Annotated in this window: 17 protein-coding genes; 13 read left to right on the top strand and 4 right to left on the bottom strand. The window is 72.5% G+C overall.

Annotated elements, in window-relative coordinates; genetic code table 11:
* Nucleotides 1–115: 115 nt before the first annotated feature.
* Nucleotides 116–787, bottom strand: a complete 672-nt coding sequence (locus tag AMK31_RS20250) for a lysophospholipid acyltransferase family protein (protein ID WP_073941988.1) — start codon at nucleotides 785–787, stop codon at nucleotides 116–118.
* 416 nt (nucleotides 788–1,203) lie between these two features.
* On the opposite strand from AMK31_RS20250, the gene AMK31_RS20245 reads away from it, so the two are divergent.
* The 3 genes from AMK31_RS20245 (at nucleotide 1,204) to AMK31_RS20235 (ending at nucleotide 3,488) form a co-directional block, all read left to right on the top strand.
* Nucleotides 1,204–2,367 carry a glycerophosphodiester phosphodiesterase gene (locus AMK31_RS20245; RefSeq protein WP_073941987.1) on the top strand — a complete coding sequence of 388 codons (1,164 nt, stop codon included), beginning with the start codon at nucleotides 1,204–1,206 and terminating at the stop codon, nucleotides 2,365–2,367.
* 75 nt (nucleotides 2,368–2,442) lie between these two features.
* Nucleotides 2,443–2,946 (top strand): RNA polymerase sigma factor, encoded by a 504-nt coding sequence (locus AMK31_RS20240; RefSeq protein WP_073941986.1) that lies wholly within the window; start codon nucleotides 2,443–2,445, stop codon nucleotides 2,944–2,946.
* 44 nt (nucleotides 2,947–2,990) lie between these two features.
* On the top strand, nucleotides 2,991–3,488 hold the full coding sequence (locus AMK31_RS20235) for a GNAT family N-acetyltransferase (protein WP_073941985.1): 498 nt from the start codon (nucleotides 2,991–2,993) through the stop codon (nucleotides 3,486–3,488).
* 70 nt (nucleotides 3,489–3,558) lie between these two features.
* On the opposite strand, the gene AMK31_RS20230 is transcribed toward AMK31_RS20235, so the two are convergent.
* Together AMK31_RS20230 and AMK31_RS20225 are read right to left on the bottom strand one after the other, a co-directional pair.
* On the bottom strand, nucleotides 3,559–4,002 hold the full coding sequence (locus tag AMK31_RS20230) for a hypothetical protein (protein ID WP_107468667.1): 444 nt from the start codon (nucleotides 4,000–4,002) through the stop codon (nucleotides 3,559–3,561).
* The gene (locus AMK31_RS20225) at nucleotides 3,983–4,342 is read right to left on the bottom strand and encodes a hypothetical protein (RefSeq protein ID WP_073941983.1); all 360 of its coding nucleotides are present in this window, start codon (nucleotides 4,340–4,342) and stop codon (nucleotides 3,983–3,985) included. Before AMK31_RS20225 ends, AMK31_RS20230 begins: the two co-directional genes overlap by 20 nt.
* Nucleotides 4,343–4,446: 104 nt before the next feature.
* Here AMK31_RS20225 and AMK31_RS20220 point away from each other — a divergent pair, with 104 nt between their 5' ends.
* The 10 genes from AMK31_RS20220 to AMK31_RS20175 all read left to right on the top strand — a co-directional run bounded on the left by AMK31_RS20220 (nucleotide 4,447) and on the right by AMK31_RS20175 (nucleotide 17,450).
* Nucleotides 4,447–5,097, top strand: coding sequence for an HAD-IA family hydrolase (locus tag AMK31_RS20220; RefSeq protein WP_073941982.1), 651 nt, complete (start codon nucleotides 4,447–4,449; stop codon nucleotides 5,095–5,097).
* Nucleotides 5,098–5,421: 324 nt separating this feature from the next.
* A complete protein-coding gene (locus AMK31_RS20215) occupies nucleotides 5,422–6,513 on the top strand; it encodes a methionine ABC transporter ATP-binding protein (protein ID WP_073941981.1) in 1,092 nt (363 codons plus the stop codon).
* Nucleotides 6,510–7,247 carry a methionine ABC transporter permease gene (locus tag AMK31_RS20210; RefSeq protein WP_073941980.1) on the top strand — a complete coding sequence of 246 codons (738 nt, stop codon included), beginning with the start codon at nucleotides 6,510–6,512 and terminating at the stop codon, nucleotides 7,245–7,247. The genes AMK31_RS20215 and AMK31_RS20210 overlap by 4 nt, the downstream gene beginning before the upstream one ends.
* Nucleotides 7,248–7,317: 70 nt before the next feature.
* A complete protein-coding gene (locus AMK31_RS20205) occupies nucleotides 7,318–8,151 on the top strand; it encodes a MetQ/NlpA family ABC transporter substrate-binding protein (RefSeq protein ID WP_073941979.1) in 834 nt (277 codons plus the stop codon).
* 5 nt (nucleotides 8,152–8,156) lie between these two features.
* A complete protein-coding gene (locus AMK31_RS20200; protein ID WP_073941978.1) occupies nucleotides 8,157–8,981 on the top strand; it encodes a MetQ/NlpA family ABC transporter substrate-binding protein in 825 nt (274 codons plus the stop codon).
* Between the two features lie 126 nt (nucleotides 8,982–9,107).
* Nucleotides 9,108–9,746, top strand: a complete 639-nt coding sequence (locus tag AMK31_RS20195) for a GNAT family N-acetyltransferase (protein ID WP_073941977.1) — start codon at nucleotides 9,108–9,110, stop codon at nucleotides 9,744–9,746.
* 99 nt (nucleotides 9,747–9,845) lie between these two features.
* Nucleotides 9,846–11,057 carry a precorrin-6y C5,15-methyltransferase (decarboxylating) subunit CbiE gene (gene cbiE / locus AMK31_RS20190; RefSeq protein ID WP_073941976.1) on the top strand — a complete coding sequence of 404 codons (1,212 nt, stop codon included), beginning with the start codon at nucleotides 9,846–9,848 and terminating at the stop codon, nucleotides 11,055–11,057.
* 346 nt (nucleotides 11,058–11,403) lie between these two features.
* The gene (gene cobT, locus AMK31_RS20185; RefSeq protein WP_073941975.1) at nucleotides 11,404–15,195 is read left to right on the top strand and encodes a nicotinate-nucleotide--dimethylbenzimidazole phosphoribosyltransferase; all 3,792 of its coding nucleotides are present in this window, start codon (nucleotides 11,404–11,406) and stop codon (nucleotides 15,193–15,195) included.
* Between the two features lie 140 nt (nucleotides 15,196–15,335).
* Nucleotides 15,336–16,562: a uroporphyrinogen-III C-methyltransferase gene (gene cobA, locus AMK31_RS20180; protein ID WP_073941974.1), complete on the top strand. Its 1,227-nt coding sequence runs from the start codon at nucleotides 15,336–15,338 to the stop codon at nucleotides 16,560–16,562.
* 69 nt (nucleotides 16,563–16,631) lie between these two features.
* A complete protein-coding gene (locus AMK31_RS20175; RefSeq protein ID WP_073941973.1) occupies nucleotides 16,632–17,450 on the top strand; it encodes a TrmH family RNA methyltransferase in 819 nt (272 codons plus the stop codon).
* A gap of 35 nt (nucleotides 17,451–17,485) precedes the next feature.
* Here AMK31_RS20175 and AMK31_RS20170 read toward each other — a convergent pair whose 3' ends face one another.
* Nucleotides 17,486–19,006, bottom strand: a complete 1,521-nt coding sequence (locus AMK31_RS20170) for a serine/threonine-protein kinase (protein WP_073941972.1) — start codon at nucleotides 19,004–19,006, stop codon at nucleotides 17,486–17,488.
* Nucleotides 19,007–19,013 lie beyond the last annotated feature (7 nt).

Below are 19,013 nucleotides of genomic sequence, written 5' to 3'. Positions count from 1 at the left end.
AGACATGTTCTGTGTTCATATACGCGGGAACCGGTCCGGGCAGACGAGGTGTCGGATGCAGATTCCACCGGCAGGCGGACGGAATCTGGCCGCCGCGCCGGGTACCGGGTACTTTCTAGGCGGCCTTCGCCTTCGTGGCGTACACGTCCACGTACTCCTGCCCGGACAGCCGCATCACCTCGGTCATCACGGAGTCCGTCACCGCCCGCAGCACGTACCGGTCCCGGTCCATGCCCTCGTACCGCGAGAACTCCATCGCCTCGCCGAACCGGACCGTCACCTGGTGCGGCCGCGGCAGCCCCGCCCCGCCCGGCTGGATCTTGTCCGTGCCGATCATCGCGAACGGCACCACCGGCGCACCCGTCATCAGCGTCAGCCGCGCGATGCCGGTGCGGCCTCGGTACAGCCGCCCGTCGGGCGACCGCGTGCCCTCCGGGTAGATGCCGAAGACCTTGCCCTCCTCGAGGATCCGCCGGCCCGTCATCAGCGCGGCCACGCCGCCCCGGCCGCCGTCCCGGTCGACCGGGATCATGCCGACGCCGGTGAAGAACCAGGCCATCAGCCGGCCCTTGAGGCCCTTGCCGGTGACGTACTCGTCCTTGCCGATGAAGAACACCTGACGGTCGCAGACCAGCGGCAGGATCATCGAGTCGATGAAGGTCAGGTGGTTGCCCGCGAGGATGACCGGCCCGTCGCCCGGGATGTGCTCCACGCCCTCCACCCGAGGGCGGAACATCAGGCGCATGACCGGGCCGAGCACTGCCTTGATGAGCGCGAAGCGGGACAACGAGCCCTCCGGTGTCGAAGATGTCGGTGAGTGAAGCGGTATGTGTCTGTGCAGGTGAGGACGATACTCGCGGTTCCCGGCGTGGCGCACATCGGGTTCACCGACGTCTTACTCAGTGTTGACGCGGGTTAACCTGCGCCATCGCGCCGTGGACGGCGCGTAACACGCAGGCCACGATGTGACGCACCTCGCCCGGGACCCCGGGCGCCCCCCGCGTCCGGCTCTCGCCGGACCCGTGTCGACGGGTGGCCCGCGCCCGGCCCGGCAAGCCGACGGCCCGTCATTTTGCGCATCCGCTACGCCATCCATCGTCATCCATGTGTTCGACCCGAGGCCTCCCCTCCGTCATGTCCGCGCCCCTACGATCGGCGCGCACCGCGGCCGAACGACGGCCGAGCCGATTGAGGGAGGCGCCGATGGGAACGCAGGAGACGAACGAACACGCCCACAGCACCGGACGACGGGCGCTCCTCGGCGCGGCCGTGCTCGGCGCGAGCGGAGCGGTCCTCGGGCTGGGCGGCACGGCGAGAGCCGACGCGAGCAAGGAGGGCCGCGGCGTGAAGAGCCTGCCCGTGCCGACGATCATCGGCCACCGGGGCGCCAGCGGCTACCGCCCCGAGCACACCCTCGCCGCCTACCAGCTCGCCCTGGACATGGGCGCCGACATCGTCGAGGCCGGCGACCTGGTGCCCACCAAGGACGGCCACCTCGTCTGCCGCCACGAGCCGGAGATCGGCGGCACCACGGACGTCGCCGACCACCCCGAGTTCGCCGACCGCAAGACCACCAAGACCCTCGACGGCGTGCGCACCACCGGCTGGTTCACCGAGGACTTCACGCTCGCCGAGCTGAAGACCCTGCGGGCCAAGGAGCGCATCCCCGGCAACCGCCCGCACAACACCCTCTACGACGGCCGCTGGGAGATCCCCACCTTCGAGGAGGTGCTGCGCTGGCAGGAGGAGCAGACCCGGCGGCGCGGCAAGCAGGTCTGGATCTACCCCGAGCTGAAGCACCCCACCTACTTCCGCAAGCTGGGCCTCGGCCTGGAGGAGCGGGTCGCCAAGGTGCTGCGCAAGCACGGCAGGCACAAGTGGAACTCCCCGGTCATCCTCCAGTCCTTCGAGCCGACCAGCATCCAGCGCCTGAACGAGCTGGTCGACAACCCGCTGGTGGTCCTGCTGTCCGGTGCGAACAGCCGCCCCTGGGACTTCGTCGAGACCGGTGACCCGCGCACCGTCGCCGACCTGGTCAAGCCGGCCGGCCTGCGCGAGATCGCCTCCTACGCCCAGGGCATCGGCCCCACCCTCGACCTCGTCATCCCGAAGGACGCGGCCGGCAACCTCACCGAGCCGACCACGCTGGTCGCCGACGCCCACAAGGTGGGCCTGATCCTGCACCCCTACACCCTGCGCAACGAGAACCCGTTCCTCCCGGCGGACTTCCGCAAGGGCACGGACGCCGACGGCTACGGCGACGTCTTCGGCGCGTACCGGGCGTACTTCGCGACGGGCATCGACGGTGTCTTCACCGACCACCCGGACACCGGCCTGCTGGCCCGCGAGGACTTCGTCAACGGTTGAACCACCGCACCCCGTTCGGGGTGACTCCCGGCCGCCCGGGCAACCCACCGCCCGGGCGGCCGCGTCGTGCCGCATATGACGCACGACCTCCTCACCGCGCTGCGGCCGCTGCTCGCCGCCGAGGCCGTCGCCGAGGCGCACCCCGGCACCGAGCCCGCGGACCTCGAACAGGCGGTCTGGCTCCGCCTCCTGGAACGCCTCGGCACCGACGGCCCGCCCCACGACCCCGAGCGCTGGCTGCGCCGCGCCGTCCGCTCCGAGGCGCGCCGCTCCCGTCGAACGACCCGTCGCGAACGGCCGTACGCGAACGAGCCGGCCGACGACGGCGACGGCACCCCCGAGCAGCTGGCCCTCGCCGCCGCGCGTTGCCGCGCCCTGCGTGACATGGTCCGCCGGCTGCCGGGCCGCTGCCCGACGCTGCTCGAAGCCCTGCTGTCCCCGCAGGACCTGACATACCGGGAGATCGCGGGGGAGTTGGGTATCTCACAGGGCAGTCTCGGACCGGAACGTTCCAGATGTCTGGGATGTCTACGGCGATTGCTCACAACGGAGGTTGCGGCCCGGAGAGCACGGGGATAGGAGTGGGGGACGACAGGCAACAGGTGAGCGGGAGGCGTGCACACATGGGCATGAGCGTGGTCATCTCCGAGGCGACGGACCAGGACGCCGAGCAGATCTTCAAGCTGCAGTACCTGTGCTTCCAGAGCGAGGCCGCGCTGTACGGCAACTACCGCATCGACCCGCTCGTCCAGACCCTCGACTCGCTCCGCCGGGAGGTCGCCGACGACTGCGTGTTCGTCGCCCGGCTCGGCGACGAGGTGGTCGGCTCCGTGCGCGGCACCGTCACCGAGGACGGCGCCGCCGCCATCGGCAAGCTCTGCGTCCACCCCCGCCTCCAGGGCCACGGCATCGGCGCCCGCCTCCTGAACGCCGCCGAGTCCGCCCTCGCCGACCAGCGCGGCGCCAAGAAGTTCCGCCTCCACACCGGCCACCGCAGCGAAGGCAACCTCCGCCTCTACCGCAAGGTGGGCTACGAGGCCGTGGGCACGGCCCAGGGCTCGGACGGCGTCCCGATGATCATCCTGGAGAAGCGGGCGGGCACGTACGTACAGACGGCGTGAGGGGAACGCCCTCAGGGGCGCGGGGAACCGCGCGAGAAACCACGGAGAGCCCGCACCCGCCGACGAACCGTCAACCCGGCTGCCCGCTCCGCGCTTTCCGCAACCAGAACAGCGCGGACACCGGCAGAAGCACCGGAATGAACAGATAACCCATCCCGAAGTCCGACCACACGGTCGCATCGGGGAACGCCGACGGCTCGACCAGCGTCCAGGTACCCACGACCAGCACGCCCACCAGCTCGGCGGCGCAGCACAGCCGCGCCGCCCTGCGGGCCGTCTCCCCGCCCCGGAACAGCGTGTACGTGATGAAGCCGTACACCACACCGGCCACCGCCGACAGGGAGTAGGCGAGCGGCGCCCGGTCGAACTCGGTGGCGATCTGATACGCGGAGCGCGAGACCGCGCCGACGACCATCACGCCGTACAGCCAGACGAGCAGCGTTCCGGGCCCGCTGGTCAGGCGCTGCCGCTGCCTCTCCTCGACCGCGGTCACCTCAGCCTCCCCAGATGTCATGGAGCCGCACCTCCAGCACGGCGAGGACCACGCCGCCCGCGGCGACCGTCACCGAACCCCACTTGGTGCGCTCGGCCAGCGACATGAAGCCGGCGGCCGGCACGCACGCGAACGCGCCCAGCAGATACGCCACGAAGATCGTCGTCCCCTGGTCCGGCTCCTCGCCCCGCGCCAGCCGCACGATGCCGACGACCAGCTGGATCAGCGTCAGCAGGGTGACCACGGCCATCCCGGTGAAGTGCCAGTCCTTGGTCGGCTGGTCACGGTACGCCGCCCAGCCGCACCACGCGGCGAGCAGCAGCGCGGCGACCCCGGTCACCAGCGTCAGGGCATCAAGCATGCAGCGACCCTATTACGACGCAACGGACACCCCGTGCGCGCCCCCGGCCATCCGCGGCCACGCCCCGGAACGATGTGTTCCGGCGGCCCCGTAGGGTCGGGGGCATGAAGATCCGCGCACAAGCCCTCCTGTTCGACAACGACGGCACCCTCGTCTCCTCCCTGGAATCCGTGCAGCGCTGCTGGACCCGGTGGGCCGCGGAGTACGGCATCACGGCGGAGCGGTTCGGGCAGGTGGAGCTGCACGGGCGCCCGGCCGTGGAGATAGCCGCGGACCTGCTGCCCGCCGAGGTGGTGCCGGAGGCCGTCGCGCGGATCGAGCAGCTCGAGGTGGAGGACGTGCCAGGCGGCGGCGTCCGGCTGCTGCCCGGCACCGAGGACTTCCTGGCCGCGCTGCCCGCCGACCGCTGGGCCGTCGTCACCTCCGCCACCCGGCGGCTCGCCGAGGCCCGTCTGGAGGCCGTCGGCATCCTGCCCAAGACCCTGATCGCCGCCGACGACATCACCCGCGGCAAGCCCGACCCCGAGCCCTACCTGCTCGGCGCCCGCTCGCTGGGCGTCGACCCGGCCGCCTGCGTCGTCTTCGAGGACGCCCCCGCCGGTCTCGCCGCGGGCCGCGCCGCCGGGATGACCACCGTGGCATTGGCCACAACCCACCAGGCCCACGAGCTCGACGCCGACCTGGTGGTGCGGGACCTGTCGGCCCTGTCCGTACTGGTCACCGACGGGGGCGTGGAGATCGCCGTACGGGACTGACGTACGTCCGTGACGGTCCACCGCTGTCCACTATGCGGACGGCGGTGACCGGTCAGGAGCGTACGTCTGCTTTACTGATCGCATGACCACGATGAGCAGCCGCACTCTTGCGACCGAGGCGACCATGACGCCCGGTGCTCGTTGTATGTGTCTGTGTCGAATGTGCGCCTTCTAGAGGGCCCCTGCACCACCTGAGCCTCGCGCCCCGAAGCGAGAGCCCGCTCATGTCCGCCGTAGCGCCCGCCCTACGGCACCGAGCCGCCCAGCGCACATGTTCTCCCCGGTCCCCGCGCACCGCGAGAACCGTGCCGCGTTCCCGACCGAATGCACCCGTGCCCGGGCACACCCACGCCCGCGCACTCGACAGTGACGGAAACCCCAGTGATCACCACATCGGGCCTGACCAAGGTCTACCGCTCACGCGGCCGCGAGGTCACCGCCCTCGACGGCGTCGATCTGCACGTTCGCGAAGGCGAGGTGTACGGCGTCATCGGCCAGTCCGGTGCCGGCAAGTCCTCGCTCATCCGCTGCGTCAACCTCCTGGAGCGCCCCACCTCCGGCACGGTCACCGTCGCCGGCCAGGACCTCACCGCGCTCGCCGGCCGCGGCCCGCGGGCCGGCAGGGAGCTGCGGCAGGCCCGCAGCCGGATCGGCATGGTCTTCCAGCACTTCAACCTGCTGTCCTCCCGGACCGTGCAGGACAACGTCGAGCTGCCGCTGGAAATCCTGGGCAAGTCGGGGAAGGAACGTTCCCGCAAGGCGCTGGAACTCCTCGACCTCGTCGGTCTCGCCGACAAGGCCAAGGCCTACCCCGCCCAGCTCTCCGGCGGCCAGAAGCAGCGCGTCGGCATCGCCCGCGCCCTGGCCGGCGACCCCAAGGTGCTGCTCTCCGACGAGGCCACCAGCGCCCTCGACCCCGAGACCACCCGCTCGATCCTCCAGCTGCTGCGCGACCTCAACCGGCAGCTCGGCCTGACCGTCCTGCTCATCACCCACGAGATGGACGTCGTCAAGAGCATCTGCGACTCCGCCGCCCTGATGGAGCACGGCCGCATCGTCGAGTCCGGCACCGTCAGCGAACTGCTCGCCACCCCCGGCTCCGAGCTGGCCTCCGCGCTGTTCCCGGTGGGCGGCGAGGCCTCCGGCGAGGACCGCACCGTCGTCGACGTCACCTTCCACGGCGACGCCGCCACCCAGCCGGTCATCTCCCAGCTGGCCCGCACCTACAACATCGACATCTCCATCCTCGGCGCCGCCATCGACACCGTCGGCGGGCTCCAGGTCGGCCGGATGCGCATCGAGCTGCCCGGCCGCTACGAGGACAACGTCGTACCGATCGGCTTCCTGCGCGAGCAGGGCCTGGAAATCGACATCGTCGGCCAGGAGCCCGTACTGGTGAAGGAAGGTGCCAAGTGACCTGGTCCGAGATGCAGCCCCTGCTGGAGCAGGCCTGTACCGAGACGCTGATCATGGTCGGCTGGTCCACGCTGATCGCGGTCGTCGCCGGCCTGCCCATCGGTGTCCTGCTGGTCCTCACCGACAAGGGCGGACTGCTGCAGAGCACGGTGCTGAACAAGGTCATCGGGCAGATCGTGAACATCGGCCGCTCGATGCCGTTCATCATCCTGATGGTCGCCCTGATGAACTTCACCCGCTGGGTCACCGGCACCACCATCGGCAGCGAGGCCGCGATCGTGCCGCTCGCCATCGGCGGCATCCCGTTCTTCGCCCGGCTCGTCGAGACGGCCGTGCGCGAGGTGGACCACGGGCTCGTCGAGGCCGTCCAGTCGATGGGCGGCAACACCTGGACCATCGTCCGCAAGGTCCTGGTCCCCGAGGCCCTGCCCTCCCTCATCGCCAGCACCACGACCACGGTCATCGCGCTCATCGGCTACTCCGCCATGGCCGGCACCGTCGGCGGCGGCGGTCTCGGCGACCTCGCGGTCCGCTACGGCTTCCAGCGCTTCGAGACCGGCCTGATGTGGATCACCGTCGCGATCCTCGCCGTGGTCATCTCCGTCATCCAGTTCGCCGGCGACTACGCCGCCCGCTCCCTGCACCGCCGCGGCGCCCGCTCCGGCCCGGCCCCCGCGCTCCGCCTGCTCAAGGCGAAGGAGCCGGCGGCGGCCGACGTCGACAAGGTCGCGTAAGCGGCCGCTCCCCGAAACTCCCCGTCCACCCACGACGGGGTCGCACCACCCATAAGGAAAGGCACTTTTCGTGCGTAACACCGCCAAGATCACCACCGCCGTCCTCGCCGCCGGAGCACTGACCTTCGGGCTCACCGCCTGCGGCTCCGACAAGGACTCCGGCTCCGACGCGAGCGGACCGCTCACCGTCGCCGCCACCGCCACCCCGCAGGCCGAGATCCTGAACTACATCAAGGACAACCTCGCGGAGAAGCAGGGCCTCGAGCTCGAGGTCAAGGAGTTCACCGACTACGTCACGCCGAACACGGCCGTCGACCAGGGCGAGGTGGACGCCAACTACTTCCAGCACCAGCCCTACCTCGACGACTTCAACAAGAAGAACGGCACCGACATCGTCGCCGTCCCCGGCGCGACGGTCCACCTGGAGCCGCTCGGCGTCTACTCCCAGGGCGTCAAGAAGCTCGCCGACCTGGAGAAGGGCGCCACGATCGCGGTCCCGAACGACACGACCAACGAGGCCCGCGCGCTGAAGCTGCTGGAGGCCAACGGCGTCATCAAGCTCAAGGCCGGTGTCGGCTACGAGGCGACCCCGAAGGACATCGAGTCCAACCCGAAGAACCTCGAGTTCAAGGAGCTGGAGGCGGCCCAGCTGCCGCGCTCCCTCGGTGACGTCGACGCCGCGGTGATCAACGGCAACTACGCCCTGGAGGCCGACCTCAGCCCGGCGAAGGACGCCATCGCCGCCGAGTCCCCCAAGGACAACCCGTACGGCAACTTCCTCGCCGTCAAGAAGGGCAACGAGGACGACCCGCGCGTCCAGAAGCTCGCCAAGCTCCTCACCTCGCCCGAGGTGAAGAAGTTCATCGACGACGAGTACGACGGCGCCGTCGTCGCGGCCTTCTGACGGCCGTGCGCACCCGCCGCACCGCACTCCTCGCGACCACCGCCCTCACCCTCACCCTCGGTCTGGCGGCCTGCGGCTCCGGCTCCGGCGGTGGCGCCGACGACACCCTCGTCGTCGGCGCCACCGCCGTCCCGGCCGGCGAGGTCCTGACGTACATCCAGGACAACCTCGCCGAGGACGCCGGCCTGGAACTGGAGATCCGGGAGTTCACCGACTACGTCGTGCCGAACACCGCCCTCCAGGAGGGCGCGCTCGACGCGAACCTCTACCAGAACGAGCCCTACCTGGACGACTTCAACCAGGCCAAGGGCACCGACTTGGTCCCCGTCGTCGACGCCTACCTGCCGCCCATGGGCGTCTACTCCAAGAAGACCGACGACGTCGCGAAGCTCGCCGACGGAGCCACCGTCGCCGTGCCCAGCGACACCACCAACGAGGGCCGCGCCCTGAAGCTGCTCGCCTCCAAGGGCGTGATCACGCTCAGGAAGGACGCCGGCACGGACGCGTCCCCCGCGGACATCACCGCCAACCCCAGGAACCTCACGTTCAAGGAGCTGGAGCCCGCCCAGCTGCCCCGCTCGCTCGACGACGTGGCCGCCGCGGTCATCAACAACAACTACGCCCAGGACGCGGGCCTCAGCCCCACCGAGGACGCCATCCTCCTGGAGTCGGCGAAGGACAACCCCTACGCCAACATCCTCGCCGTCAAGCGCGGCGACGAGGACGATCCGCGGGTGCGCAAGCTCGCCGACCTCCTCACCTCGCCCGAGGTGGCGAAGTTCATCGAGGACGAGTACCAGGGCTCGGTCCTCCCGGTCACCTCCGGCTGACCCGGCACACCGCACGACGGGGTCCCTCCAGGCGGAGCGGACCCCGTTGTGCGGTTCGGTGCTTTCATGCTGCATGCTGGGCAGTTCAGCAGGCCCTGACGGTTTCACAGGTTACGGAGCGGCGCCATGACGAGCACCTTCCCCAACATCTCCATCAGCACGGAGCGGTTGGTCCTGCGCCCCTTCGAGGAGCCGGACGTCGAGGCCTTCGCCGAGATGATGAACGACGAACTCGTCGTCGCCTGGACCTCCGTACCGCACCCCTACACCGAGGCCGACGCCCGCGCCTGGATCACCGAACGCGCCCCCGCCGAACGCACCGAGGGCCGCGGCGTCGTCCTCGCCGTCACCGAGTTCCTGACCCAGCGTCTGGTCGGCACGGTGCACCTGCGCAACACAGACTGGCGGGTCCGCGCCAGCGAACTCGCCTACGTCATCGCCCCCTGGGCCCGCGGCGAGGGCTACGCTTCCGAGGCCGCCCTGGCCACCGCCCAGTGGCTCTTCAACGACCAGAAGTTCGAACGGCTGGAACTGCGCACCGCCGCCGACAACACCGCCTCCCAGCAGGTCGCCCAGAAGATCGGCTGTATCAGCGAGGGCGTCCTGCGCGGCGCCTGGATAGCCCGGTCCCGCACCGAGAGCGGAGCGTGGAGCGACGTACGCACCGATGTCATCGTCTGGAGCCTGCTGCCGGAGGACCTGGCCGGTGTCGCCGAGGAGCTGGCGGACACCCGAGGTTTCACGTCGTACCCGGACTGGAACTGAATCCACCGGCGAGGTCGCCCGCCCCGCCCGCGGCCCCACCGGGTACTCTCACGGGGCCTGCCCCGACGACCCGCGCGAACCAACAGGAGACTGACGACGATGGCCGACCGGGTCACGGTGATCGGCTGGGACGGCTCTCCGCTGACCGCCGCGGCACGCGCCGCCCTCGGCGCCGCCACGCTGGTGGCCGGTGCCGCCCACCACCTCGCCCTGCCCGAGGTGCCCCCCACCGCCGAACGCATCCGCCTCGGCAGCGTCGCCCTCGCCGCCCGCCGCATCGCCGCCCACCGCGGCACGGCCGTGGTGCTCGCCGACGGCGACCCCGGCTTCTTCGGCGTCGTACGGACCCTGCGCGCACCCGAGTTCGGCCTGGAGGTCGAAGTCGTGCCCGCCGTCTCCTCGGTGGCCGCCGCCTTCGCCCGCGCCGGAATGCCCTGGGACGACGCACACGTGGTCGTCGCACACCCTCGCACCCTGCGACGCGCGGTGAATGTATGCCGGGCCCACACCAAGGTGGCGGTCCTCACCGCCCCCGGCGCCGGCCCCGCCGAACTCGGACTCCTCCTGGACGGAGTCCACCGCACCTTCGTCATCTGCGAGGAACTCGGCACCGACCGCGAGCAGGTCACCGTCGTCACCTCCGACAACGCCGCCGATCACACCTGGCGCGACCCGAACGTCGTCATCGTCATCGGCGGACCCGTCGCCGCGACCGAGGGCGGCGGCTGGATCGCCGGCCGCGACCCGGCCGCCGGCCCGCGCGGCTGGACCCTGCCCGCCGAGGCCTACGACGCCGAACTCGGCGAAGGCGAGACCGAACCGCTGCGCGCCGCCCAACTCGCCCGCCTCGGCCCCCGCGTGGGCGACCTCGTGTGGGACATCGGCTCGGCATCCGGCGCCTTCGCCGTCGAGGCCGCCCGGGCCGGCGCCGCCGTCATCGCCGTCGACCGGGACCCCGCCGCCTGCGCCCGCGCCCAGGCCGCCGCCCGCCGCTTCGGAGTCCAGCTCCAGGTCGTCCAGGGCATCGCCCCGCACGTCCTGGAGAACCTGCCCGAACCGGACGTCGTCCGGATCGGCGGCGGGGGAGCGGCCGTGGTCTCCGCGGTCGCCGACCGCCGCCCGCAGCGCATCGTCACCCACGCTGCCACCCGCGACGCCGCCGAACTCGTCGGCCGCGATCTGACCGAGCACGGCTACCGGGTCCAGTGCGCCCTGCTGCAGTCCGTGGAACTCGACACCCGCCACTGGACGGAGAAGGAGCGGAGCGTCGCGTTCCTGCTCAGCGGGGTTCTCCCGGATCGCGCCCCGTGATCCGGTTGTCGTACCGCGCGCGGTAGGCTGGCCGATCGCTGCACCGCACCAGGACGTCCGGCACCCCGTCGGTCAATGTCCCGAAAACACGCCCTTTTTGGGGTGTGTGTGGTACGGCAACAACCGGGAGGACGCGCAACGTGGCGCAGTCCACAGCGGGCCGTCGTGGATCGAGCTGTCCTGACGGCGGAACGACCGCGACAATGCCACTGAATGGCTTTGTCGCCTTTTCCGGGCGGTCGTTCGTGCCGCTGGGCACGCACGCTCGTTCTTCACTACGGGCGGTCGGTGCGCCGTTCCGGGTGAGCTGGTCGTAGAAGCATCAACCGATGGGCGAGGGGTACGCATGACCGACACCGGCCAGGTCCCGGGCGAGGGGCTGCCGGAGAACGCAGGCATGGTGGAGCAGCCGGGCGTCGCCGCGCCCGGAGCGTACACCTACCTCTCCGAGACACCCGCCGAGGACGAAGACCTGCTGCTGCCCGGCGCCCAGGGCGCCTGGGGCAACGAGGTGGCCCCGCCGGCGCCCGAGCCGGTCGTCGAGGCCGTCCACGAACCCGGCCCGCACGAGCTGGCCGGCCGGGACAGCGGCTCGGTCGACCTCACCGGCGTCCGCCTGCCCAACCCGACGCTGCCGACCGCGCCGACGACGCCGATCCCGCCGATCACCCCGCGCCGTCCGCTGCACCTCGGCCCGCAGATCCCCGACGCCTCCGCCAGCCCGGTCCGCTCCCTCGCCGACCGCGGCCCCGAGTACCTCGACGTCCCGCGCGACCTGCCGCCCCAGGGCGCGGCACCGTGGGGTGCGCAGGCGCCGGTCCAGACGCAGGCCCCGGCCGCTCCGGTGCAGGCCGCAGCCCCGGTGCAGGCGCCGGTCGCCGCAGAGCCGGCCCCTGCGGAAACGGTTGTCCCGCCTGTCGCCGCCCAGCCGGAGCCCGCCGACGCGGCCCAGGCGGCGGTGGCCCGCCTCACCAGCCAGGCGACGGCGTCGGCGATGGCGGGTGCGGTGGAGGCCGAGCAGGGTCCGGAGGCTGCACAGGCTGTGGCCGATAGCGCCGATAGCGCCGATACGGCTGCTACTGCTGAAGCGGCCGAGGTGGCTGACGTGCCGGTCGGTCCGGCGGTCGAGGCGGCCGAGGAGGCTGCTGACGTTTCCGGGGGCGTTGAGGTCCCGGTCGAGGCTGCCGTGGAGGCCGAGGCCGCCGTCCAGGCCCCCGTCGCGGCTGCCGTCGAAGCAGAAGCCGCTGCTCAGGCCCAGGTCGAGGCGGCCGCTGCCGCCGTCGTACCGGAGGTCGTTGAGTTCCCCGCTGCCGCAGGGGAGGACGCGAGCACCGGGCAGGTGCCCGCGGACGCGGTCGCCGAGGCCCCGCAGGAGCCCGCGGAGGTTGTCGCGGAGGCTGCCGCCGAGGTCGAGGTAGCCCCCGAAGGGGTGGCTGCCGAGGACGTTCAGGTCGCCGCCGCGGTGGCCCCGGCCGACGCCGACCCGGTCACCCCCGTTCAGCTTCCCGACGCCACCCCGATCCCCGCTCCGGACGCCGGTCGGGTCGCCGAGGTTCCGGCCGAGCCGCAGCAGCCGGAGGCCTTGCAGGGCCCGGTCGCCGTACAGGTGCCGGAGCCCGATGCCGAGCAGGTCCAGCCCGTCGCCGCGCCGGAGCCGGCCCCCGAGGTGCCGCAGGCGCCGGAACAGATCGTCCCCGTCGCCGCCGAGGCGCCCGAGCAGGCCGCGCCTGAGGCGCCGCAGGCTCCCGAGGCGGTCGTCCCGGAGGTGCCGCAGGCTCCTGAGGCTCTTCAGACCCCGGAGGCCGTCGCCGTTGCCGCCGAGCAGGCTCCCGAGGCGCCCGCTCCGGTCGTCGAGGCGCCCGTGCCCGCGGAAGCTCCGCAGGCCGTAGAGCCCGAGCAGCCGGCGGAGGCCCTGCCGGAGCCGCAGCCGCAACCCCCCGTCGACCAGCTCGTCGAGCAGCCCGTCGCCCCGCCCGCCCAGGAGCCGGCCCCCGAGCCCGAAGCCGCCGTCGCGGACGTCCCGAGCGCCGCCGTACCGGCCGACGACGTACAGATCGACGCAGCCCCCGAGGCACCCGCGGAGATCCCCGCTGCTGAGGCCCCTGCGGCCCCTGAGGCCCCCGCCCCCGAGGCGCCCGCCGACGCCCCCGCCCCCCTGGCCACCGAGCCCGACGCGGAGCAGGCCGTGGCTCAGTTCGTGCCGGTGGAGGGCTCGATCCCGACGACGCCCAACCTCGCGCCCACGGTCCCGGCGCCCCGCGAGCCCGAGCAGGCGGCCGCCGCCGAGGACACGGACGAGGTCGCACTCGTACAGCAGGCGGACGACCTGGACACCCGGGCCGCCGAGCAGGAAGACCAGCAAGAAGAAGGCACGGCCCCCGTGGCGGACGCACGACAGTCCACAGGCCCTGCCGCCCCCGCCTACACCGACGTCGAGCGCGAGGCCGTCCTGAAGGTCATGCGGGAACGCCGGGACATCCGCAACGGCTTCCGCAGCGACCCCATCCCGCACGAGGTGCTGCTCCGCGTCCTGGAGGCGGCGCACACCGCGCCCTCCGTGGGCCACTCGCAGCCCTGGGACTTCGTCGTCATCCGGTCCGCCGACACCCGCCGGGCCATGCACGAGCTGGCGATGCGTCAGCGCGAGGCGTACGCGAAGTCCCTGCCGAAGGGCCGCGCGAAGCAGTTCAAGGAACTGAAGATCGAGGCCATCCTCGACACCCCGGTGAACATCGTCGTCACCGCCGACCCGACCCGCGGCGGCCGTCACACCCTCGGCCGGCACACCCAGCCGCAGATGGCGCCGTACTCCGCCGCCCTCGCGGTGGAGAACCTGTGGCTCGCCGCCCGCGCGGAGGGCCTCGGCGTCGGCTGGGTCAGCTTCTTCGACGAGCGGGAGATGGTCCGCGCGCTCGGCCTGCCCGAGCACCTGGAGGTCATCGCCTACCTCTGCGTCGGGTACGTCGACGAGTTCCCGGACGAGCCCGAGCTGATGCAGGCCGGCTGGTCCAAGCGCCGCCCGCTGTCCTGGGTGGTCCACGAGGAGACGTACGGCCGCCGTGCCCTGCCCGGTGAGGAGCCGCACGACCTGCTCGCGGAGACCGTCGCGCAGATCCGCCCGCTGGACGCCAAGGCGCTCGGTGAGGCGTGGGAGCGCCAGAAGCGGATGACGAAGCCGGCCGGCGCGCTCGGCATGCTGGAGATCATCTCCGCCCAGCTGAGCGGCCTGTCCCGGCAGTGCCCGCCGCCGATCCCGGAGCCCGCGGCGGTCGCGATCTTCGCGGGCGACCACGGTGTGCACGCCCAGGGCGTCACGCCGTGGCCGCAGGAGGTCACCGCCCAGATGGTGGCCAACTTCCTCGGCGGGGGAGCGGTCTGCAACGCGTTCGCCGGCCAGGTGGGCGCCGAGGTCTGCATCATCGACGTCGGTGTCGCCGCCGACCTGCCGTCGACCCCGGGTCTGCTGCCCCGCAAGGTCCGGCCGGGCACCGCCGACATGACCACCGGCCCGGCGATGACCCGCGAAGAGGCCAAGCAGGCCATCGAGGTGGGCATCGAGACGGCCCGCGACCTGGTCGCGGCCGGCAACAAGGCGCTGCTGACCGGCGAGATGGGCATCGCGAACACCACCGCGTCCGCCGCCCTGATCTCCGTCTTCACGGGCGCCGACCCGGCCGAGGTGACGGGCCGTGGCACCGGCATCAACGACGAGACCCTGGCCCGCAAGACCGAGGTCGTCCGTCGCGCCATCGAGGTCCACCAGCCGGACCCGGCGGACCCCATCGGCGTCCTCGCCGCGATCGGCGGCCTGGAGCACGCCGCCATGGTCGGCCTCCTCCTCGGCGGCGCGTCCCTGCGTACGCCGGTGATCCTGGACGGCGTCAGCGCGGGCGCCGCCGCCCTGGTGGCCCGCGCCATCGCCCCCGAGGTCCTGGCCGCCTGCATCGCGGGCCACCGCAGCGCCGAACCGGGCCACGTCGCCGCCCTGAACAAGCTGGGCCTGCGCCCCCTGGTCGACCTCGACCTCCGCCTCGGCGAGGGCACCGGCGCCCTCCTCGCCCTCCCGATGGTCCAGAGCACCGCCCGGGCGATGCACGAGGTGGCGACGTTCGACTCGGCGGGCGTCACCGAGAAGTAGGCGTGCCGCGCGGGGCGGTCCGGTGTTCAGCCATCGGACCGCTCCTGTCGCCTGCCCCGTTCGCACTCTAAAATCCGCACGTCAGGGCTGCTCCGACGCCGAAGCGCCCCCCGCCTGCCAGCACGAGGAGCCGTCCCCTCATGGCCGAACACCCCGCCTACCCCGTAGGCCTCCGCCTCACCGGCCGCAAAGTGGTCGTCCTCGGCGGCGGCCAGGTGGCCCAGCGCCGCCTCCCGGCCCTCATCGCGGCGGGCGCCGACATCCATCTCGTCTCCCCGGAGGCCACCCCCTCCGTCGAGGCGATGGCGGACGCGGGCGAGATCACCTGGCAGAAGCGCCCGTACGCCGAAGGCGACCTCGCCGACGCCTGGTACGCCCTGATCGCCACCAGCGACCCGGACGCGAACACCGCCGCCTCCGCCGAGGCGGAGCGCCACCGCGTGTGGTGCGTCCGCTCCGACGACGCCGACGCGGCCACCGCCTGGACCCCGGCGACGGGCCACAGCGAGGGCGTCACCGTCGCCGTGCTCACCACGGACGCACGCGGCCGCGACCCCCGCCACACCGCCGCCATCCGCGACGCGGTCGTCGAGGGACTGCGTGACGGCACCCTCGTCGCCCCCCACCACCGCACCCGCACCCCGGGCGTCGCCCTGGTCGGCGGCGGCCCCGGCGACCCGGACCTGATCACGGTCCGCGGCCGGCGTCTGCTCGCCGAGGCCGACGTGGTCATCGCCGACCGCCTCGGCCCGCGCGACCTGCTCGCCGAGCTGCCCCCGCACGTCGAGGTGATCGACGCGGCGAAGATCCCGTACGGCCGTTTCATGGCCCAGGAGGCCATCAACAACGCCCTCATCGAGCACGCCAAGCAGGGCAAGTCGGTGGTACGGCTCAAGGGCGGCGACCCGTACGTCTTCGGCCGGGGCATGGAAGAGCTCCAGGCGCTCGCCGAGGCGGGCATCCCCTGCACGGTCGTCCCCGGCATCTCCAGCTCGATCTCGGTCCCGGGCGCGGCCGGCATCCCCGTCACCCACCGGGGCGTCGCCCACGAGTTCACGGTGGTCAGCGGCCATGTGGCCCCCGACGACGAGCGCTCGCTGGTCGACTGGGCGTCCCTCGCGAAGCTCACCGGCACGCTGGTGGTGCTGATGGGCGTCGACAAGATCGGCAAGATCGCCGAGACCCTGGTCGCGCACGGCAAGTCCCCGGACACCCCGGTCGCCCTGGTGCAGGAGGGCACGACGGCGGCCCAGCGCCGCGTCGACGCCACCCTGGCCACGGTCGCCGAGACGGTCCGTACCAGCGAGGTCAAGCCCCCGGCGGTCATCGTGATCGGCGAGGTGGTCACCGTAGGCCCCCGGACCTAGGCGTAACCCGGAGTAACAGAACCCGTTCCGTGCCGTTGGCAGCACCCCAGAGCAAGGCAGTATCACCCTGTGGCCGATCTCATCACCGTCGATGACCCCGACGACCCGCGTCTGCACGACTACACGGGCCTGACCGACGTCGAGCTGCGCCGCAAGCGCGAACCCGCCGAGGGCCTGTTCATCGCCGAGGGCGAGAAGGTCATCCGGCGGGCCAAGGACGCCGGATACGAGATGCGGTCGATGCTGCTGTCCGCCAAGTGGGTCGACGTCATGCGCGACGTCATCGACGAGCTCCCGGCGCCCGTTTACGCGGTCACCCCGGAACTCGCCGAACGCGTCACCGGCTACCACGTGCACCGCGGCGCCCTCGCCTCCATGCAGCGCAAGCCGCTGCCGACGGCGGCCGACCTCCTGCGCACCGCCCGCCGGGTCGTCGCCATGGAAGGCGTAAACGACCACACCAACATCGGCGCCATCTTCCGCTCGGCGGCCGCCCTCGGCATGGACGCGGTACTCCTCTCCCCGGACTGCGCCGACCCCCTCTACCGCCGCAGCGTCAAGGTCTCCATGGGCGCGGTCTTCTCCGTCCCGTACGCCCGCCTCGACAGCTGGCCCAAGAGCCTGGACTCGGTCCGCGAGGCCGGCTTCACCCTCCTCGCCCTCACCCCGGACGAGAAGGCCAGGACGCTCGACGAGGCCGCCCCGCACCGCATGGACCGGGTCGCCCTGATGCTCGGCGCCGAGGGCGACGGCCTGACCACCCAGGCCCTGGTCGCCGCCGACGAATGGGTCCGCATCCCCATGTCCCACGGCGTGGACTCCCTCAACGTGGGCGCGGCGGCAGCGGTCGCGTTCTACGCGGTGGCGACGGGCCGCCCGGGGGCGTAGCCGTCGCCGGCCACGGCCAGGCGACCGCCCGCGGCTTACTCCGACCGCTCGAGGGTCGACTCGTACCGCTCGGACATCAACTGCCCCTCGTCCAGCGGGCGGTAGTCCGTCCCTACCCGCTCCTGCCGCTCCGGGACGCCTCCCCGTTCGTCGCCGAGCCCGTGGGCCGACCCCTGGCAGCCCTGTACGAGACCGATGCCGAGCGCCACGAGCAGGGTCACGACGACGAACACGAACAGCCGCTGGCGCAGCAGCCGCGGATTGGCCGGCCGCAGCCCGGTCTTGGTGTTCCTGGGCGCCGACCGCCCGGATCCGCCGCGCGGCACCGGACGGGCACCGCTGCCGGAACGGGTCGAACTGCGTGAGGCGGAGGTGTTGCGCGAAGCGGAGGTGTTGCGCGGGGCCGGGGTGTTCCGCGAGACCGGGGTGTTCCGTGAAGCGGGCGTGGCCCGCGCCCCGGACCGGGACGAGGGAACCCCGCCCCGGGAAGCACCACCACCACCGCGCGACGGAACCGGACCTCGCGAGGGGCCACCGCCCCGTACGGGCGCGGCGCCGCGCGCCGCACCCGCGCCCCGGGGCGCGGGCGTGCCGGGCGCGCTCGCCGGGCCCTGCGGCCGGCGCGGGGACGGCGGGCGCTGCGGGTCGGGGTAGGTGTCCGCCAGCCGGCCGGTGGGCCGGTCCGCCTCACTGCTGCGTGGCGCGGGCGGACGCCCCTCGATCAGCTCCTGTGCCTCGCGGGCGGCGATCTCCTTCAGCCGCAGCGAAAGATCCAGGGTGCTGGGCCGCTCCTCGGGGTCCTTCGCCAGACAGGCCCGCACCAACGGGGCCAGCGCGTCCGGGACGCCGTGCAGCTGCGGCTCCTCGTGGACCACGCGGTACAGCATCACCTCGGAGCTGCCCTGCCCGAAGGGCGAGTCGCCGGTCGAGGCGTAGGCGAGCGTGGCACCCAGCGAGAACACGTCCGTGGCCGGGGTCACCGCGGCGCCACGCACCTGCTCGGGGGCGAGGAAGCCGGGGGAGCCGACCGCCGTGCCCACATGGGTCAGGGTCGAGGCCCCGGTCGCCCAGGCGATACCGAAGTCGATGATCCGCGGCCCCTTGGGGGACAGCAGGATGTTGGACGGCTTGAGGTCCCGGTGCACGACCCCCGCCTCGTGGACGGCGACCAGGCCCTCCGACAGCGCGGCCCCGACCGCGGCGACGTCGGCCGCGAACAGCGGGCCCTCGTCGGCGACCTTGTCGTGCAGGGACGGGCCGGGCACGTACTGCGTGGCGAACCACGGCCGGTCCGCGTCCAGATCCGCCGCGACCAGCCGGGCCGTGCAGCCGCCCCGGATCCGGCGGGCCGCGGAGACCTCGCGGGCGAACCGCGACCGGAACTCCTGGTCCTCTGCGAGATCGGGCCGGATCACCTTCAGGGCGACCCGCTGCCCCTTCTTGTCGGAGCCCAGATAGACAACGCCCATCCCACCCGCGCCGAGCCGTCGGTGAAGCTTGAACGAGCCGACGACGCGCGGGTCCTCGCGCCTCAGGCGCATCATCGCCATGTTCATCCCCGCT

Origin of the sequence: Streptomyces sp. TSRI0107 (assembly GCF_001905845.1) — a bacterium.
Lineage (GTDB): Bacteria > Actinomycetota > Actinomycetes > Streptomycetales > Streptomycetaceae > Streptomyces.
This window is presented reverse-complemented; position numbering and strand designations above follow the sequence as displayed.

What these genes read in the sequence shown, in the direction of transcription:
- AMK31_RS20230 (WP_107468667.1), bottom strand. Translation starts at nt 4,002, where the DNA reads ATGACATCTGGGGAGGCTGAGGTGACCGCGGTCGAGGAGAGGCAGCGG.
- AMK31_RS20215 (WP_073941981.1), top strand. Translation starts at nt 5,422, where the DNA reads ATGCACCCGTGCCCGGGCACACCCACGCCCGCGCACTCGACAGTGACG.
- AMK31_RS20240 (WP_073941986.1), top strand. Translation starts at nt 2,443, where the DNA reads ATGACGCACGACCTCCTCACCGCGCTGCGGCCGCTGCTCGCCGCCGAG.
- cobA (WP_073941974.1), top strand. Translation starts at nt 15,336, where the DNA reads ATGGCCGAACACCCCGCCTACCCCGTAGGCCTCCGCCTCACCGGCCGC.
- AMK31_RS20170 (WP_073941972.1), bottom strand. Translation starts at nt 19,006, where the DNA reads ATGAACATGGCGATGATGCGCCTGAGGCGCGAGGACCCGCGCGTCGTC.
- cbiE (WP_073941976.1), top strand. Translation starts at nt 9,846, where the DNA reads ATGGCCGACCGGGTCACGGTGATCGGCTGGGACGGCTCTCCGCTGACC.
- AMK31_RS20235 (WP_073941985.1), top strand. Translation starts at nt 2,991, where the DNA reads ATGGGCATGAGCGTGGTCATCTCCGAGGCGACGGACCAGGACGCCGAG.
- AMK31_RS20225 (WP_073941983.1), bottom strand. Translation starts at nt 4,342, where the DNA reads ATGCTTGATGCCCTGACGCTGGTGACCGGGGTCGCCGCGCTGCTGCTC.
- AMK31_RS20195 (WP_073941977.1), top strand. Translation starts at nt 9,108, where the DNA reads ATGACGAGCACCTTCCCCAACATCTCCATCAGCACGGAGCGGTTGGTC.
- cobT (WP_073941975.1), top strand. Translation starts at nt 11,404, where the DNA reads ATGACCGACACCGGCCAGGTCCCGGGCGAGGGGCTGCCGGAGAACGCA.
- AMK31_RS20245 (WP_073941987.1), top strand. Translation starts at nt 1,204, where the DNA reads ATGGGAACGCAGGAGACGAACGAACACGCCCACAGCACCGGACGACGG.
- AMK31_RS20220 (WP_073941982.1), top strand. Translation starts at nt 4,447, where the DNA reads ATGAAGATCCGCGCACAAGCCCTCCTGTTCGACAACGACGGCACCCTC.